Source organism: Dendronalium phyllosphericum CENA369 (assembly GCF_016056275.1).
Lineage (GTDB): Bacteria > Cyanobacteriota > Cyanobacteriia > Cyanobacteriales > Nostocaceae > Dendronalium > Dendronalium phyllosphericum.
Genome location: NZ_JAECZA010000089.1, coordinates 1 through 17,263 on the forward strand (window position 1 = coordinate 1; position 17,263 = coordinate 17,263).

Here is a 17,263-nt window from a genome sequence, read left to right on the forward strand (position 1 = left end):
GGAGCAGGGGGAGCAGGGGGAGTAGGGGAAGCAACAAGAATAATATACTGACTCTTGTACAGACGCGATTAATCGCGTCTGTACGAGAACTGACTAATCTTTTGATTTCTTAAGCAAAAATATTGGTTCGTCAGGATTCAACAAGGGTTCGATATAATTACCCAAGCAGTTTTGATGTATCTAAAATACTGTGATTGCTATTTATCCCGGTAGCTTTGACCCCATCACTTTAGGTCACCTTGACATCATTCAGCGTGGTAGTCGGCTATTTGAGCAGGTGATTGTTGCTGTACTGCGTAACCCTAATAAAGTACCACTTTTTACTGTGCAGCAACGCTTAGAACAGATTCGTGTAGCTACGCGACATCTACCTAATGTAGAAGCCGACAGCTTTGATGGTTTGACAGTCAACTACGCCCAAAAGCGACAAGCACAAGTTTTACTAAGAGGCTTAAGGGCAATTTCCGATTTTGAAGTAGAGCTACAGATGGCTCATACTAATAAAACAATTTCCACTCAAATAGAGACTGTTTTTCTAGCAACATCAAATGAGTATAGTTTTTTAAGTAGTAGTGTGGTAAAAGAGATTGCAAGATTTGGTGGTTCTGTCGATCATCTCGTTCCCCCCCACATTGCCCTAGATATATACAAATGCTACAACCACACCTCTCCAATACTGAACCCAATCAAAACGGAAGCTATCCCCCCTCTCCAGAGTCTGCCAACGGATCTGGAAGCGTAGATATTCAACAAGAACTCAACCGTTTGGAAGATTTGATTCTTGATGGCCTGCGTATTCCGCTGACGGGACGCACAATAATAGACGAAGAAATATTGTTGGAGCAACTTGATTTCATCAGGCTTTCTTTGCCATCAGTTTTTCAGGAAGCAGCAGTTATCCTAGAACAAAAAGAGGAAGTTCTACTGGAAGCTGAAGAGTATGGGCAGCAAATTGTTGAGGCAGCCCAAGCAAAAAGAGCGCAAATTTTGGCTGAAAGCGAGATTACCAAGCAGGCAGAACGAGAAGCCGAACAACTGCGGCAACAGGTGCAAAAAGAGTGTGAGGCAATGATGCAAGAAACCCTCGCTGAAATTGAGTTAAAGCGGCGTGCCTGCCAGCAAGAATTAGAAGAAATGCGAAAAACTGCGATCGCTCAAGCTCAAGAAATTGAAAATGGTGCTGATGAATATGCTGATAGTGTCCTCGAAGGTATCGAACAAGACCTTCAAGATATGTTAAGAATTATCACTAACGGACGGCAACAACTACGAGCCGATTCACCTTCCTCTAAGAGGAGGTAGATTATACCATTTCATCAAATCAAAGATACAAATAATTTCTCCTTTGCCCCTCTGCTATCATTTGTATCAACCTTACAGTGAAACAGTATTACTCCATTTGGCACTTACTTATGTTGCCGGATTTTAGAGAATTGGTAAGTAGAAGGCAGGAGGCAGAAGGCAGAAAGCAGAAGGGAAAAGTCAGTTGATGACAAGGTTTCATAAGTTGGCATCTTACATTTAATTATGTCCATCTACTTATAAGTCCTATTAATTAATGTTGGCAAAGTGGTAGCAACAAAACTGGATATCTTAGCGCCACCAGTTATGAATGCGATCGCTTCAGTTACATACTTTTTCATCTAATATCTCAGCTGTGATTTTTGAAAAAAATCAGTACTCCTCTACTCCCTTCTTTCCTGTTCCCTGCCTACGCAGATAAATTCTCCGAATCACAGCGGATTCCTATAATTGCTCGAATCTATCCGGATGAGCAACAAAAACCCCTCTCCTGCGCTCCTCCACCCAATGTCCTAGAATTAGAATTAATGTAACGTTTTCCAGCAGCTAAAGTGTCAGAATCTCTGCCATTGCGCGATCGCTACCTCGCCCTCATCGACGAAATCATTCAACTCACCCTCCAAGGCAAGATTAGCTCTGGAGAAATGGTGTATCAAAAATTGCAAAAAGGTATTACTTCCGGTACTGGGGAAGTATTTGAATTGGTTTTGAGCGATCGCTTCAGTGCTATCCAAAGCCAAGTAGATAGTGAAAAAGATGAACTCAAAAAAGCTAAGGCTACCCGGAGTTTGAGGGCAATTAAGACTATCCAGAGTCAATGGCAACGCTATGGAGAGCAAAATAAAGCCACAGAAGCGATCGCCACTGCCGCTAGAGAAATTACTACAGCCGCACCAGATGAACGTCTGGCAACATTTTTGCGTTTTACTGACTCAAATCAGAAGCAGCTATTGAATGTCCAACAACTACAGCAGTTGTCAAAAGCTTTACAACAATTCGCTCAGGCAGATTCGGATTTACAGCAACTATCCCAAGGGATTACCCGTGGTTTAGCTACATGGCAACAACTACAAGACCATTTGATAAGTTGGATGTACGAGCAAAATCGCGATTTGGGGTTTGGCGGCGTACCAGGAGAACAAGGCCCTTGGGCAACTTGGGCAAAGCAAGTTAAAAGTGAGTTACCCCAAGCACTGTTTCGCACCCTAGCAATGGAACAATCTGCCATTGAATTTGCCCAACACCAAAGCAGCATAACTTTAGCTGACTGGGTAGAAATGGCATTAATTTTACAGTACGTGCAACGGGGATTAGTCAACTGGTTCGACCAACAAGCTTACAACGTGCAGGCAGGGTCAAAGTTATCGATTTCCACGTTCTTGACGTTTGCTGTGATTTGGAGTCAGCTAGCAAGTGGTTTTCAAAGTACGGTAGCGTACAGCAATGGCGCTTCTCAAATCATGCTCCAGATTCTGCGAAACTTTGCGTTGCGTCCATATTTTCCCCTTTACGGCGGGATTTTCGCTTCTTTTTCTGGTACTTATTTGCGAGATGCTTTAGATTACTTAGATGAACCGCTGCGGCAAGTCGAGAAAACCCAGGAGAAGGCGCGAATTCTAACACTTTTAGGGTCTTCGCAGCGTGCTTTGGGACAATATAAACGCTCTATCCAATTTCACCAGCAAGCGTTAGAGATAGCCAGAAATGCAGGCGATCGCCCTTGTGAAATTGCCAATCTCAATCACTTAAGCCGTACATACGTGCAAGAGCAAAATTATACCGAGGCAATTAATAATAGCCAAAGAGCATTGATTTTGAGTCGCCAAGCAGGCGATCGCACAGGAGAAGCAAATGCACTGGTAAATTTGGGTTACAGCGAAGTCATGGAAGCCCAAAAGCAGGAACAGCTAGAGCCAGAAACTTATGAAACAGCAATTAATTATTTAGAGCAAGGTTTAAAGTTATCGGAACAACTAGGCGATATTCAAAGTAAAGCTTTATGTTTCAGTAGTTTAGGCATTGCCTATTTAGTAATTGGACAACCAGAAAATGCAATTAAATATTTAGAAAACGGTTTTAAGACAGCACAAATTTCCGGCGATTTGTATCTCCAAGGACGGAATTTAGCTAACTTGGCAGATGCTTATTATCGTTTGCAAAATTCTGAAAAAGCTATTTATACAGGTAGCTTAGGAATGTATCTTTTACAGCAAATTGCATCTAATGAATGGCGGCAACCAGCGCGATTATTAACAATTTTACAAGTTCAAATAGGAGTAGAAACTTTCCAAAGTTTCTTACAGCAACACAGAACTAAAATTATTTCGATTATTGGTGTGGATGGGTACGATTACATTCCACAATTATTAGAACAATATAAGCGAGATATATAGCAGCAAAAAAATATTAAGTTAAGCTTGACAAGTCACTACGCGAGATAATAGACAGGCCGCCAACCACCAGTCTCTAGATGTTATCGAAGGAAGGTGTCCACTAGATGCCGAGGTATTAAAAATGAGTTGGGTGTAGTACCTATTATTTACTGTCCATCCCACGCGATCGCAAAGCATTCTCCAAGCTTCTTCATCATACTGGCCATCAGCCTTTCCACCGACACTCAAGTAAATTTCTTTTTGGACGCTAAAGCCGAAGCGCCTATCGCTATATTCGAGCCATAGGCGGTCAATTGTGCGGAGGTCAGGACAAGGAAAGTTTAATAGTTCTTCGCCCCCAATCCAGTCATTTTCCCTACGCCCTAGTGCTTCAAGCATCACCACATAGGTTTCAGAATCTGCTTGTTTCCACTCTCCTGCTTTTAGTAAATCCCGCAATTTGGTATAGTCTATACCTTTTTCTAAACTGAGGTCATCTTCGTAGGGTGGTATTAGTCGAGGCGTGGGTGTCGGTGTCTGCTGCTGGGAAATAGCATCAGTTGTTGAGATAGACTGAGAAGGAATTAAGCTTTGGTGTATGGGTGCAATATCCTCATCTCGAAGCTTAAGAAGTTGTTGTAATCGCTTCAACTCCTTGCGAGTCCAGTTATTGAGAACTGGTTCCTCTTCCAAAGCCTCAACTAGTGCTTGTTCGTATTCCCGTAAGCTTTCCTCAAACTCACGAAATGGTTTTAAAACTTCCTCTTCTATCGCCGCAGCAACTTCAGACTGTAATCTCAATTCATTTCGCCTACGATTAAGAATCCTGCGTCCTACAACTGAAACACAACCATTTCTGATAAGTTCCTCTACTTCCTTGCGATACTCTAACTGGGGGTCGCCTATTGGTGCTTTTGCTAGACGGATTGTATAACCTTCCCGAACTGCAAAGATTTCCGGCTTCATCGCTGGTCTTGCTTCCTGCACTTTGCGCTTGGCATATTCATGCAGTTCAGCTACCGTAATCACGCCATCGTTGTCAGTGTCAGCGACCCCCGTTTCCAGACCTTCAATCAAATAGCGGGTGTAAACTCCACCTCCCGAATCTTCAAACGATTGTTGTGTAGCTGTTGAAGAGGTTAATACAGCTCTACCCTCACCACCTAATTGTTGAGCAATTTCATCATTAATACTCAAAGAAACAAGTTTTTTCGCGCTCATACTTTCAGCAAATGCTCCGCTAAAGCAGCAGTCAAGAATTAGCACCTGTCGCCGAGACCTGCTACGGCTCATGTAACGTTCGTGGATAAACTTGGCATCTACTGCTGTTGCAATTCTCGGTAAACCTTCAGGGTTGATTTGGGTGTTGTGGGCGATAAAAAACAGATTCCCGTCTTCGTGTCTGTAGCCATGTCCAGAAAAATAGAGCATTACTATGTCATCTTTTTGACATCTTTCCATGAACAACTGCTCAATTTCTGACTGCATGGTGATGGAATCAGGATTAAGCAAAAATTTGACTTCATAAAACCCACCGATCTCTGGGTTCTGTAAAATAAGTTGCATTGCTTGGATATCTTTAACGACACCAGGTAACTGATTTATCTCTTGAGATTGATATTCACTAACCCCAATCAGCAATGCATACTTTGCCATTTTGCTTGCTTATTTACGTTAAAACGCTCAAACTTGCCTAATTGTATATTTTAGACGGTATCAAAATCTAAAAGCGATCGCCCCTTTTCATGAGTCTCAAATTTACGGGCGATCGCATTATTAAACTAATATTTAAAACCTACTTATCTTTCCCCTTCTTTTCATCTAGTGCTTTCTGAATTGCTTGACGGCAAAATTCCGGAGGGTCATCTTGTGCTTTTACCTCTTCTTTCATCTCTTTAGTGACACGAAAGCTCAATTGCTCAGTTAATTCTTTACTTGGTGGATTACCAAAATTTTCGGGTTTACCTTTGCGATCGGGCATTGTTTAGAAACGTAAATATAAATTGACCTGGATATGGAATTATCAAAACAAAAAAATCGCCCCCTGAATTCAGGAGGCGCGTCACCACTAAAAGCACATAACTTTTAGCTTGCAACATACTCTTTGACGTTGGCACGGCGACGGCGTAGATGAGCAAGAGCTTGGTGTTCCAACTGGCGGACGCGTTCGCGGCTGAGATTCAATCTCTCGCCAACTTTCGCCAAGGACATTTCGTTACCATCTTCTAAACCAAAGCGCAGGGCCAAAACTTCTCTTTGTTGAGGAGTTAGTTCTGCCAACAAGGTGTTCAAGTCTTGGCGCAAGAACTCTTGAGTAGTGTAATGCTCTGGTGATGGGCCTTCATCTTCGAGCATTTCTTGCAACTCGGTATCTTGGTTATCACCAACCCGCACATCCAAAGAAACTGGTTGACGCGCCATATTCAGATATTCGCGGATCTGAGTCGGTTCTAATTCCAATTCTTTGGCAATTTCCGCAGGAGAAGGCGATCGCCCCAAGGTTTGAGCTAGTTCGCGCTGGACTTTCTTGATTTTGTTCAGTTTTTCGGTAATGTGGATAGGTAAGCGGATAGTACGACCTTGCTGGGCGATCGCTCGCGTAATTGCTTGCCGAATCCACCAGTAGGCATAGGTCGAGAATTTATAACCCCGTGTCGGGTCAAATTTCTCTACACCCCGCTCTAATCCTAAAGTTCCTTCCTGGATCAAATCCAGAAATTCCATATTTCGCTTCTGATACTTCTTGGCGATCGCAACTACTAAGCGCAGATTCGCTTCAATCATCTTTTGCTTGGCTCGCTTACCTTGAGCAACTGTCTGTTTCACCTCAGTTTCGGGCTGACGCACGTGGTCGGCCCACTCTGTCAAGCTCGGTTCGCGATCTAGTTTTTTCGCCAAAGCTTCTTTAGCATCCAGAAGCTTCATCATTTGTTGTACTTGCTTGCCATAAACAATCTCTTGTTCGCGGGTCAGCAACGGTACGCGACCAATTTCTCGCAGATAGGTTCGCACCATATCAGCCGTGAATTTGGTGTTGAGGTTTTCGTTTTGGGTGTTAACAGTGGGCATTGGTGCGTTCCTCTACTCCGTAAACACAATGAATATTTAATAACTAAGTGAATTGAAAAAGGTAGTACATATATCACGGAACATAGGGCGCTACCACAGGAATATATATTATTACGTCCGTTTTTAAGAAGCGGCTTCCTTGAGATAGGTTCCCCTACCCTCCCTAATTCATAGATTTTTATTTCTTTAGAAGCACACGCTGGTTTATTCTTGAGAATTCTTTTTTTTGAGTCGCTTGCAGTAGCCAAAAAGCCGAAGTCGGTATGACTTCTACTTTCTTATAATAAGACAAATTAGGCAAATAGTAAAGTAGCTTAGAAGGGCTAAAATTATAATGCAAAACTGTCTCGTTGCCAAACTTTATATTAAAGTTCGTTGCGATCGCTCATATATATATAGTGACGGCAAAACCCCATTAACAGTTGCCTAGTCGTAGCGAGATAACCGAACTTAGCTAACTGTGATAATGGACGGATGTTACGAATTAGTCAGTGGTCAGTGGTCAGTGGTTAATAGTCAGTGGTCATAAACTCTAATACAACTGACAAGGGTGACACGGGAAATAACTATTGACTCTAGCCTGTTGCCTTCTAGTAACCAGCAACTGACAACTGACTCTTGTACAGACGCGATTAATCGCGTCTCTAAAAACCAAGGTCAGCTTTAGCTAGTTCCGCAGCAGCGAAGACTTCTTCATCTGGCTTTTCTTCCCAAGCAGGATCGCCAATTTCTGCGTAGAAAACTGAGTCATAAGGACGAGTACGCACTACCACTGGCATGGGAACAGCATGACCCAAAATCAAAGCTTGTTGCTTGGAGTCTAACTTTGCTAATACCGATCGCAGCCCGCCTGCACCAGATACACCTGTAAAAATTGCATCAATGTCTTTTTCATCATTAAGTAAGGCGGTGATGCGAGTTCCAATCTGGGACATAACTTCATTATCTATCCCTGATGGGCGTTGATCGACTACTAATAGTGTTACGAAATATTTCCGCAGTTCGCGGGCGATTGTGCCAAAGATTGTACTTTGGACTATTGCAGGGTCAAGAAAACGATGCGCTTCTTCAATTGTAATCATTAATGGTGTTGGGCGATCGTTGGGATTTTTGCTTTGCAAGAATTTGTCTGCTTTCTTGACATAATGCTCGTGAATGCGTCGAGTAATCATGTTTGTTACCAACATGTAAGAAAGCATATTTGACTGGGAACCAAACTCGACGACGACGTTTTTCCCAGCTTCTAATGATTGCAAAATTTTATTAATATAATTTTGAGGACAAACCGCTCGCATATACTTCAAACTATCCATACGTAATAGTTTGCGCTGCAATGCCATAATCGACCCTTTATGTCCCCGCTTCTCGTCACAGAACATCTCGATTTCTTCGTTAGTCATATTCAGCAGCTGGACAATCCAAGACTTGCCGAACTCACTATATAAAATGTTGGCATTATCTAAAGCTGCATCGGAAAGTCCTAAATCCCGGCTGCATAACTTAATATCTTCAACTTCAATTTGCTCGTAACTCAAATAAAGTTCTTGAGAATCGCGCACACCTCGGCGTTTTGTCGATTCGGGGTCGAGGGTATAGACTTCGACTCTACCAGGAAATAATTGCTTTAAACCTTTAACAGTATTAACATTCTTGCCTTCCGCTACTGCTTCCCAACCATACTCAGAATGCATATCAAAAATTAGGTTGACGGCAGCATTTTTGCGGATAACGCCAGCTAAAAGTAAGCGTGTCAAAAATGATTTGCCAGTACCAGATTTACCAAAAACGCCATTGCTACGTTCGACAAAGCGGTTTAAATCGATACATACTGGCACATCCATATCGAGTGGTTTGCCGATGGAAAAATTCCGCCTTTGGGGGTCGTCTTCCCAACCAAATACGCGGCGAAAATCATCAACGCTTGCTTCGTAAACTTGGCTAAAGTGGCTAGGAATAGTTTTAACTGGCAATAATTCCATCGTGGTACTGGTTTGGGGTTGAAATGATGCCAAAGCCGTTGTCGATGGAACGAAAGGATTTACAGATTTGCCATTTGTAGGTGAGAAAGATTCCTCAGATTCGGGGGTGAACATCAACATTGGCGAGAGGTTGATAGTACCGTATGTACCACTTCCAGCTAAAACTTCTCGTAAAAAAGTGTCTTGCCATTCGGGGGGATTAGCAATAATTCGTGCGTTAGCAGCTCCCAGCGCCACATCTGTAAGCATACAGAAAAAACGCGATCGCACCCCTTGCACAACTAAAAACTTACCCACCCGCATATCTTCAACAGAAATATCCGGGTGTAACCGTACTTCTAACCCCCCCGTCAGAGAACCTTGAATTACCGAACCTAATGGTGGTTGTGCCGAATTCATTTGATTAGTCAATAGTTAGTTGTCAGTAATGATGAGTGCTGAGTGCTGAGTCAGTTTTCAGTTGTCAGTTGTCAGTTGTAAGGCAGTGCGTTGGGGAGACACTGCGTTGCGCGGGTTCCCCGCGTTGAAGCAAGTGTCGTCGGGTTCCCCGACTTGAAGCAACTGCCGAACCCGAAGGGTCAGTTGCTTTATTTATTTTGCTTCCCTTGCTTCTCCTACTCTCTTCCTCATCTCTCATTTCACCATTACTATTCAATTTGAATTGAAGTTGGTGCGCTTCCAGTTGTGGAACCGATTAATGGCTTGCGAAATTGGGCATAAAGGCGATCGCGCCAAGTAAAAAATAGTTCATAATCGGGATTATTTACCAACGCTGGTACTCCTTTACCTCTAATTGATGCTGGTAAATCGAGATAAGGCCCGTTAGGAAATTTTAATAAAATAGATAAACCCGCCACTGCAAGGTCGGCTAAGGTAGGCTCATCTCCTGTTAAATAGGGACTATCTGCCAGTAATAAAGTTAATGCTTCTAGGTCTTGCTTTAAATCCGCGATCGCTGACTTGATGACATCTGGGCTATATCCTACCCCTAAACCCAAAACTGTGAGTATATCGTTAGGCACTCCTTTCACCAAATTTTTTAGTACATCCGGTGTAGATGTAGGTAATAAGGATTTGCGGAAATTTTGATCTTGACTAATGGCAGAAAATAAAGCCTTTCTGCTTTTGATACCTATTGATTCATCCGCCCATTCTTCTATTAATAAAGTTAAACCCCGTTGTTTAGGGTCTTGTGGTATCAGCGGGCGATCGGGATATTTTAAGTCTAAATACTTAGCTATTTCTGTGGAATCAGCAATATATTTATTACCATCCTTCAACACTGGCACTTGTCGTTGACCAGTCAACCGAAACAGTTCTACTTGTCCAACCCCAGGTGTAACCTCTATTTTCCGGTAATCTAGCCCTTTATAATCTAGAATTAAACGGACTTTTTCTGAGTATTGAGATAGTTCCCATTGGTATAATTCCAGCATGTTGTATACCTTTTACCTAATTGGTGAATCAACTTTATAATTGTATCTTTAGTTCAAGTAAATTTCCTGGTAAATTAATCGATATTTCGCAAAATTAATTACCAAAATAGTTTATCTTTTTCACAATTTTTTGGCAATTCACTAATTTTGCTAAAAATAAATTTTTTGATTAATTAAAATATCAAATGATAACTAAACCGATATAGATAAACTTAGCTTGTCAGTTTTTCAATTGAACGAGTAACTTTCATTTCTATCACTATTAATATCCAGTTTTGACAATGTATTGATTTTAGCTATTTCATTTCAGCGTACAGACATCTCTGCTGAATAAGCTGATACATACAGCAGGGAACAGGAAATAGGGAACGGGGAACAGGATTGAAAGTCTCTTGTTATATGACTTTTTTCTGAGAATTTGTACCTCATTTACCTGCAATCTGCTGTAAGTAAATTGTTACTTTTGCCAATTTCTCAGATTTTTCCAAATTTCTGTATACTAGTTTACTAATTAATTGAAATTTTTGTGGTTATGCAATCATTGCTAGTTATCTACTTTGAGCTAGTAACGTAGGTTTTTATAGTATTTACCTCGTGTAAGCGAGTATTACAATCTTGCTGAATAAAATTTACAAGCAAATATCAGAAGTAAATTTACTCAATTCAAATTATCTTGATACTCTAGATACCTCGGTACTTAAGCATACAAGCAGATTCTACTTCTAGAGCAAAAATATTACTACGATGGTTAGATTTTTGGGCTAGCAAAATGTTATAAGTCTTTATGTGACAAGTCTAAAATCAAGACAAACAAAATTTATGAAAGGTAATTACAGCAAATTGCTGACCAATTTGGCAAGTGTAGTAGGAGTAGTGAGTACTAGTCTCCTAATTACTTTACCATCTGGAGCAAAAGAGGCAACAAATCCTAACCCCAGTATTTTTAACGAGGCTACCTATAACAATCAACGCTTTCTGGCAAACACCTCATACACTCCTGCTGAGATTGCTTTAGAAAAAGGCAAAAAACCTAATAAAAAAGTATCGCAGACTAGCGGAAGCGGAGCAACAAATCCTAGACCTAGTATTTTTAACGAGCCTCCTTATAATCGTGGTGGTGGCACTACACCACCTAGCGAAACTGCACCAACTCCTACCACCCCCGCTCCAGAAGCCACACCTCCAACACCAGTACCGTCCCCTGAGACACCCACTCCAAAACCACCCGGAGGGACAAGTAGTACTCAAAGCAAAACTTTGTTAGCATTGGCAGAGTCAAATAGCTCCTTTAAAACCCTGACTAAAGCCTTAAAAGCAGCTGGATTAACAGGCGCTTTCCAAGGCAAAGATAATTTAACCGTTTTCGCACCTACTGATGCTGCGTTTGCCAAATTACCACAAGACGCTCTGCGAGATTTGTTAAAGCCAGAAAATAAAGAAGTACTGGTAAAACTCCTAACTTACCATGTTGTAGCTGGTAAAGTGTTATCTACAGATTTGAAGTCTGGCGAAGTGAAAAGTATTGAAGGCGGTGCAATCAACGTTAAAGTCGATCCTGCTACTGGCGTAACAGTAAACGATGCTAAAGTGATTCAACCAGATATCCAAGGCAGCAATGGTGTTATTCATGCGATCGACCAAGTGATTTTACCTCCAGACTTGTAATTTGATAGTACGGGTAAAATCTCTAATAAGAATACCTTGGGAATAAAAATTTTACAGAAAAAACCCGTTCAGATTTTAATTCTGGATGGGGTTTTTTATAGAGTACAGACGCGATTAATCACGTCTGTACAACAGTCAGTTGTTAGTAGTAATTAGTCAGGAGAAAAGGGTAAGGGGTAAAGGGGAATGGCACTAAGTTAATCGCAAACCCCGGAGCTAACTGGCTTTGGGGTGTGGGGTGTAGGGTGTAGGGACTTAAGAAGATGTTTTTTCTTTGACGCAACTAAAATTCAATTCTGTTAAACACTACACCCAACACCCGTTGCGCCACACCCTGCCAAAAGCGAGGTTTCACCTTTTCTTAGTGCCATTAGGGTAAAGGTTAAAGGGAAAGGGGCAGAACTTTATTTAATTCTTTTCCCATTACCCATTTCCCTTTTTCCGCGAAGCCTTGCCTGTGCCCCACTGCTTCCTCATACACAATTTACAACGAAGCTTAAAAGTCTAGTAACTTTAAAACCTGAGAGCAAAGTTTAGTTCGAGAAGCCTTAGCTAATGCCATACTTAACTTCCACTAACGAAATTCTTGCTATTGTTGCAAAATATACCACAGCTAAAACTCTCTGGATAGATACAGAAGTAGCTGAATATAAAAGTCGCAATCCCAAATTATCCCTGATTCAAGTGTTAGACGATCCCGAAGATATGAGTGGCGATCGCGTTTACATTTTGGATGTTTTAGATCGCCCAGATTTGGTAGTTAACTTTATTGAACAAATTATGTTCGATTCTGCTATTGAAAAAGTCTTTCATAACGCTAGTTACGATGTAAAATTACTGGGTAACAAAAAAGCTAAAAATATTACTTGTACTTTAGAATTAGCCAAAAAAACTCCTTACTATCTCTTACCTTTACCGAACTATAAGCTCCAAACTCTCGCTTCAGTATTGTGTAACTTTAATTATATTGATAAACAAGAACAAACTAGCGATTGGGGACAGCGACCTTTAACCGAAGAACAAATAGATTATGCTTACTTAGACTGCATTTATCTTGCTCAAATACACAGTCGTTTGTTAGAATTACAAACAGAAAGTAATCCAGATGCCGAACAGGAAGATTTAATAGCACTTGGTACGAGATATACTCAAATTGAAGAACAGTGTAAACTGTTAAATTCCGAATTTGAGCATTTACAAGAGCGAATTAAAAAAGCCATGCAAGCTCAAAATGTATCGGAAACTTCATTTTGTAAATTAACTGGTTACGAGCGAAAAACTGTAAAAGTACAGTTTGCCGAGTTAGTAAAAATAGTCCAAAACCAAGGTATAAACTTAGATTTTCCTGTAACGCTAACTCAGAAACTCCAAAAAGATTTAGGGCAAAATCTAGAACAACTTTCTGTAGATATTGACATAAGCACCGCTTGGCGACTGACTCCTAAAAATCAAGTAAATGAAGATGAGAGTGAGTAGATATTCCAAGCGACTGAAATGGTAAGTAAATAAGACCTATATTACGTACTTACCTAAATTTAAAATCATTGTAATATCAAGTGAGAAACATGAAAAATATCAATACGTGATAAGTATAATAAGCAACAATATTCGTGATTGATAAAACACTTTTGATATTCATGCATAATGCCAAGTTTGATACTTAATAATTTATTATTTAAATTTCCCGGTTAATCTAGCAAATAAGTGTTAATTAAACCTAGAGAGGTCGGGTAGTCATGTTAACGATCTGGGTTCGTCTACAAACATTTAAAATCAGTCTTTAACCCAAGAATTTATTAAAGATCGATCTAATTGAATCCAGGTGTAATGGCGGTTTAAAGCAACTTATGAAATTGGGGTTATTTGAGCGAAAGTCGGTGAGGGTTAAAAGAACATTGACCGTAACTATAGTTACTGTATTGACCGCAATTACCAGCGTGTCTTGCAGTAATAATAAAGACGTATTGGTCACAGAAATAGGAGTTACTCCTCCCAATCGTCGTGCGGTTAGAACATCCCAAGCGGGAAAATTCTTTCTTCAAGCACAGAGTCAGCACGTGCAAGGCAACTCGCAAGCGGCGATCGCATCCTATACTAAAGCGATTAACCTCAATCCTGACTATAGTGCAGCATACAAAGGTCGGGGACTAGCCTTCTTCGATTTGGGAGACAAACAAAAAGCGATCGCCGATTACAACCAAGCCATTCGCCTCTCTCCCAACGATGCCGAAGCTTATAACAGTCGGGGAAATGCCCGCGCTGCCCAAGGAGATAATAGAGGAGCGATCGCCGATTACAACGAAGCCATTCGCCTTTCGCCCAACTACGCCGAAGTTTACAATAACCGAGCCAATGCTCGCTCAACCCAAGGAGACAAAGATGGGGCTGTAGAAGATTACAACCAAGCCATTCTTCTCGACTCCAATTATGCCATTGCCTACAATAACCGAGGTAATGCTCGTGCTGCCCAAGGAGATAAACAAGGAGCGATCGCGGATTATACTCAAGCCATCCGCATCAATCGTAACTTTGGCCCTGCCTACAATAACCGAGGAAATGCTCGTGCTGCCCAAGGAGATAAACAAGGAGCAATAGAAGACTTGCAAAAAGCAGCAGCGATTTTTCAAAGTCAAAATAACAATCAATTGTATCAAGAAGTAATGAATAACATTAAAGAACTTAAGTAGACCTATGAGCAAAAGTGCTTTTTGCACTCTTGTGGTCAAAAGACTCATCTTTATTGGGGATGGGGAAAGGGAAAATACCAAACCTTTCCCCTTTCCCTTTTCCCGATTTCTGCAAGAGGTCTATTGCTGTTTACGAATTTTTAAACGTTGGTATAGTTCGTATAAACTTAACAGTAGAATAGCTACACCCAGCGGTAATAAGTAGTAAATAAATCGGTAAGCTAACAGAATACCGAAAACTTGAGCCACATTGTTGTTATCAGCCTCAAACCATAAAATCACTGTCTCAAATACGCCTAGACCTCCAGGAACATGGCTAATAATTCCCGCTATTTGAGCCAATAAGTAAATACTAAAAAAACCTGAATACGATAAATTGGTAACACCAATAAGTAAAACGTAGAGAACACCAGCAGCTAATATCCAATCAGCAGAAGCAACAACTAACTGCATCAAAGCAAATTTGGGGGACGGAAACGACACTCTCCAAGAGCGAATTTTCAACGGTTGCTTTAGTCGGAAGCTGCATAATATATAGCAGATTACTAAAGATAGAAAAATCCATGCCAAAGGATGAGCAGAACTAAAAGGTAAATGTAGTAGTTTTGGTATGGTTAGTGGTTCAATGAGAAATGCAATCCCACCGATAGCAAACAAGCCTAGCCAGAAGCTAAGATTGCTAAAGGCAATTACTTGTGCAATCTCAACAACTGACAATCCCCAATTATAATAAAGCCGATAGCGGACAGCACTACCTGTTAGTACAGCAAATCCCACACTGTTACTAATAGCGTGACCCAAAAAAGCTGCAATAATAATTTTTAAATAAGGCAGGGGATGACGAATTTGATAACAAGCTAAAATGTCATAGACTGTAAGTACTAAATAACTCAGAGTTGTTAATCCCAACGCTAACAACAGATGTTCGCTTGTAATCGCTTTAATACTATTGAATAATTCCCAGTAATTATACTTTCTTAGTTGATGACTAATTGCAACCAAAGCACAGATAAATACTAGAAGACTCAAAAATGAAACAATTAAATTGATTCCGCGCTTTTGCTTACTCATGCAATTTGTGATAACAGCGATAATAGTAGCTTACTGTGACTGAGCAATAGCATCAATCTACTGAATTTAGCTATTTTTCATAAAGTAAATCGGAATTTCAATGATATAGCAAAGTGCTGGGTGCTGAGTGCTGAGTGCTGAGTGCTGAGTGCTGAGTGCTGAGTGCTGAGTGCTGGGTGCTGAGGGCTGAGTGCTGAGTGCTGAGGGCTGAGTAAAAACCCAGTTATTTAAACCTTTGAGGGCAACGACGGGAATTGCACCCGTATCTCCTAGTGTGCTCCAAGGAATTCTGCTGTTTGAACTACGTTACCCTGGCAGCGAACCGAATCGAACGGTTGCCTTCCGCTTTGAACGGCGAACGCTCTACCTATTAAGCTACACTGCCAGAAATTACCAATCTATTTCTGTATAATCCTTAAATAATTTAGCAAAAGGTGTCTTACCTTGGTTAATTCCTAAATAAATTGGATCGCAAATGCGTGCAGCCGCATCATTGACATCAAAGGGAGGATAAACGCCACCTTCTTGCATGGATTTTGCTCGATCGTAGGGGTGTTGGAAGCTAATCCATCCAGGATCTACTGCATTCATAAAAATACGATGTTTGGCGTATTCTTTAGCACAGGTACGAGTCATTTGGTTAAGAGCAGCCTTTGCCATATTGGTGTGGGGATGTCGCCAAGCTTTGTCAACATCGTTAAATCGCCCTTCCATTGAAGAAACATTAATAATGTATTTATTAGTTTCTTTACAGTTGCTCATTAACCGCTTGAGTCTACTGTTAATCACAAATGGAGCGATCGCATTAATTATATGAACTTCCAGTAATTCTAAAATACTGACTTCGTCATCCTTCATCAGCCAGCTATTAAAGGGACGCAAGTCAAGTTGTTGCCCATCATCGGTACATTTTCCTAAAGGAAAGAAAGCCGAATTATCGGCGCTGTCTTCGGGAATCAAAGGAATCTGAGAGAGGAAAGCAGAATTTTCGGCAAATGTGGCTTCTTGTTCTTCTGTACTAGCTAATAGTCCAGAATTATCAGCGATCGCCTCACGATCGTAGCTGACTAACGCCTGTATTTCTGGCGGTAGTTCCCCGAAAGACAGTGATTCAAACTCAATTAAATGACGATAAAATGCAGGCGGACGACGTACTGTTTGCGCGGCATTATTAATAATAATGTCTAGCTGCGGATAAAACTTGCAAATGTGTTGCGTAAATTGTTCAACACTATGGAGATGGCGCAAATCGAGTCCGTAAATTTGCAAACGATCTTGCCATTTGAGAAAATCTGGCTCTGCTGCGTACCTTTTTGCTGCGTCATGAGGAAAACGACTGGTTGCTATTACAGTCGCACCATCTCGCAATAGCCTTAACGCTACTCCACGACCAATCTTGACCCTAGCTCCTGTGACAAGAGCGATCTTACCCCGTAAATCAGCAGTATGTTGACGCTTGCTGAAGTTAAGATTTCCACACTCAAGGCACAGTCCAGTGTAAAAACTATGACTCTGTAAAAAAGTTGTCTTGCAGACAATGCAACGTTGTGCTTTGTTCATTAGTTGTTAGTTCATAGTCTTTCAAACTGAATATACACAACAGTATTATCTCCAGCAGTCCTATCTTTTTTACCCTAAAACGGTCACTAACAGGGTGTGGGGTGCAGGGGGTAGGGTGTAGG

Annotated in this window: 13 protein-coding genes and 1 tRNA gene; 6 read left to right on the plus strand and 8 right to left on the minus strand. The window is 41.1% G+C overall.

All coding sequences use genetic code 11. The features are described from left to right. The first annotated feature begins 190 nt into the window (after window positions 1-190). From coaD to I8752_RS18070, 3 genes are all read left to right on the plus strand, one after another. A complete protein-coding gene (coaD, locus tag I8752_RS18060) occupies window positions 191-742 on the plus strand; it encodes a pantetheine-phosphate adenylyltransferase (protein WP_214433694.1) in 552 nt (183 codons plus the stop codon). After that, entirely contained in the window at window positions 652-1,302 is a 651-nt protein-coding gene (locus tag I8752_RS18065) for an ATP synthase subunit B family protein (RefSeq protein ID WP_214433695.1), read from the plus strand. Before coaD ends, I8752_RS18065 begins: the two co-directional genes overlap by 91 nt. A 551-nt stretch (window positions 1,303-1,853) precedes the next feature. Beyond that, window positions 1,854-3,695, plus strand: a complete 1,842-nt coding sequence (locus I8752_RS18070; protein WP_214433696.1) for a tetratricopeptide repeat protein — start codon at window positions 1,854-1,856, stop codon at window positions 3,693-3,695. A gap of 18 nt (window positions 3,696-3,713) precedes the next feature. Here the strand turns inward: I8752_RS18070 and I8752_RS37415 are convergent, their stop codons facing one another. From I8752_RS37415 to I8752_RS18095, 5 genes are all read right to left on the minus strand, one after another. Continuing rightward, entirely contained in the window at window positions 3,714-5,330 is a 1,617-nt protein-coding gene (locus I8752_RS37415) for a caspase, EACC1-associated type (protein ID WP_225895734.1), read from the minus strand. 139 nt (window positions 5,331-5,469) lie between these two features. Next, window positions 5,470-5,655, minus strand: a complete 186-nt coding sequence (locus I8752_RS18080) for a hypothetical protein (protein ID WP_214433697.1) — start codon at window positions 5,653-5,655, stop codon at window positions 5,470-5,472. A gap of 104 nt (window positions 5,656-5,759) precedes the next feature. Beyond that, window positions 5,760-6,743 (minus strand): RNA polymerase sigma factor, RpoD/SigA family, encoded by a 984-nt coding sequence (locus tag I8752_RS18085; RefSeq protein ID WP_214433698.1) that lies wholly within the window; start codon window positions 6,741-6,743, stop codon window positions 5,760-5,762. A gap of 644 nt (window positions 6,744-7,387) precedes the next feature. Then, complete coding sequence (locus tag I8752_RS18090) at window positions 7,388-9,121, minus strand: helicase HerA domain-containing protein (RefSeq protein WP_214433699.1); 1,734 nt, start codon at window positions 9,119-9,121, stop codon at window positions 7,388-7,390. 248 nt (window positions 9,122-9,369) lie between these two features. Next, on the minus strand, window positions 9,370-10,158 hold the full coding sequence (locus I8752_RS18095) for a glutathione S-transferase (protein ID WP_214433700.1): 789 nt from the start codon (window positions 10,156-10,158) through the stop codon (window positions 9,370-9,372). A gap of 819 nt (window positions 10,159-10,977) precedes the next feature. Between I8752_RS18095 and I8752_RS18100 the strand changes: the two genes are divergently transcribed. The 3 genes from I8752_RS18100 (at window position 10,978) to I8752_RS18110 (ending at window position 14,510) form a co-directional block, all read left to right on the plus strand. Then, window positions 10,978-11,823 (plus strand): fasciclin domain-containing protein, encoded by an 846-nt coding sequence (locus I8752_RS18100; protein WP_214433701.1) that lies wholly within the window; start codon window positions 10,978-10,980, stop codon window positions 11,821-11,823. 555 nt (window positions 11,824-12,378) lie between these two features. Next, complete coding sequence (locus I8752_RS18105; protein ID WP_214433702.1) at window positions 12,379-13,299, plus strand: ribonuclease D; 921 nt, start codon at window positions 12,379-12,381, stop codon at window positions 13,297-13,299. Between the two features lie 371 nt (window positions 13,300-13,670). Then, window positions 13,671-14,510, plus strand: a complete 840-nt coding sequence (locus I8752_RS18110; protein WP_214433703.1) for a tetratricopeptide repeat protein — start codon at window positions 13,671-13,673, stop codon at window positions 14,508-14,510. Between the two features lie 120 nt (window positions 14,511-14,630). On the opposite strand, the gene I8752_RS18115 is transcribed toward I8752_RS18110, so the two are convergent. The 3 genes from I8752_RS18115 to I8752_RS18125 all read right to left on the minus strand — a co-directional run bounded on the left by I8752_RS18115 (window position 14,631) and on the right by I8752_RS18125 (window position 17,141). Beyond that, window positions 14,631-15,581: a lysylphosphatidylglycerol synthase domain-containing protein gene (locus I8752_RS18115; protein WP_214433704.1), complete on the minus strand. Its 951-nt coding sequence runs from the start codon at window positions 15,579-15,581 to the stop codon at window positions 14,631-14,633. A 312-nt stretch (window positions 15,582-15,893) separates the two neighbouring features. After that, a tRNA-OTHER gene (locus I8752_RS18120) sits at window positions 15,894-15,966 on the minus strand. A gap of 5 nt (window positions 15,967-15,971) precedes the next feature. Continuing rightward, window positions 15,972-17,141 (minus strand): SDR family NAD(P)-dependent oxidoreductase, encoded by a 1,170-nt coding sequence (locus tag I8752_RS18125; protein ID WP_214433705.1) that lies wholly within the window; start codon window positions 17,139-17,141, stop codon window positions 15,972-15,974. Between the last annotated feature and the right edge of the window lie 122 nt (window positions 17,142-17,263).

Excerpts from the sequence above, each read along its gene's own strand:
- I8752_RS18125 (WP_214433705.1), bottom strand. The coding sequence starts at position 17,141 with ATGAACAAAGCACAACGTTGCATTGTCTGCAAGACAACTTTTTTACAG.
- I8752_RS37415 (WP_225895734.1), bottom strand. The coding sequence starts at position 5,330 with ATGGCAAAGTATGCATTGCTGATTGGGGTTAGTGAATATCAATCTCAA.
- I8752_RS18105 (WP_214433702.1), top strand. The coding sequence starts at position 12,379 with ATGCCATACTTAACTTCCACTAACGAAATTCTTGCTATTGTTGCAAAA.
- I8752_RS18085 (WP_214433698.1), bottom strand. The coding sequence starts at position 6,743 with ATGCCCACTGTTAACACCCAAAACGAAAACCTCAACACCAAATTCACG.
- I8752_RS18090 (WP_214433699.1), bottom strand. The coding sequence starts at position 9,121 with ATGAATTCGGCACAACCACCATTAGGTTCGGTAATTCAAGGTTCTCTG.
- I8752_RS18095 (WP_214433700.1), bottom strand. The coding sequence starts at position 10,158 with ATGCTGGAATTATACCAATGGGAACTATCTCAATACTCAGAAAAAGTC.
- I8752_RS18115 (WP_214433704.1), bottom strand. The coding sequence starts at position 15,581 with ATGAGTAAGCAAAAGCGCGGAATCAATTTAATTGTTTCATTTTTGAGT.
- I8752_RS18065 (WP_214433695.1), top strand. The coding sequence starts at position 652 with ATGCTACAACCACACCTCTCCAATACTGAACCCAATCAAAACGGAAGC.
- I8752_RS18110 (WP_214433703.1), top strand. The coding sequence starts at position 13,671 with ATGAAATTGGGGTTATTTGAGCGAAAGTCGGTGAGGGTTAAAAGAACA.
- I8752_RS18080 (WP_214433697.1), bottom strand. The coding sequence starts at position 5,655 with ATGCCCGATCGCAAAGGTAAACCCGAAAATTTTGGTAATCCACCAAGT.
- I8752_RS18100 (WP_214433701.1), top strand. The coding sequence starts at position 10,978 with ATGAAAGGTAATTACAGCAAATTGCTGACCAATTTGGCAAGTGTAGTA.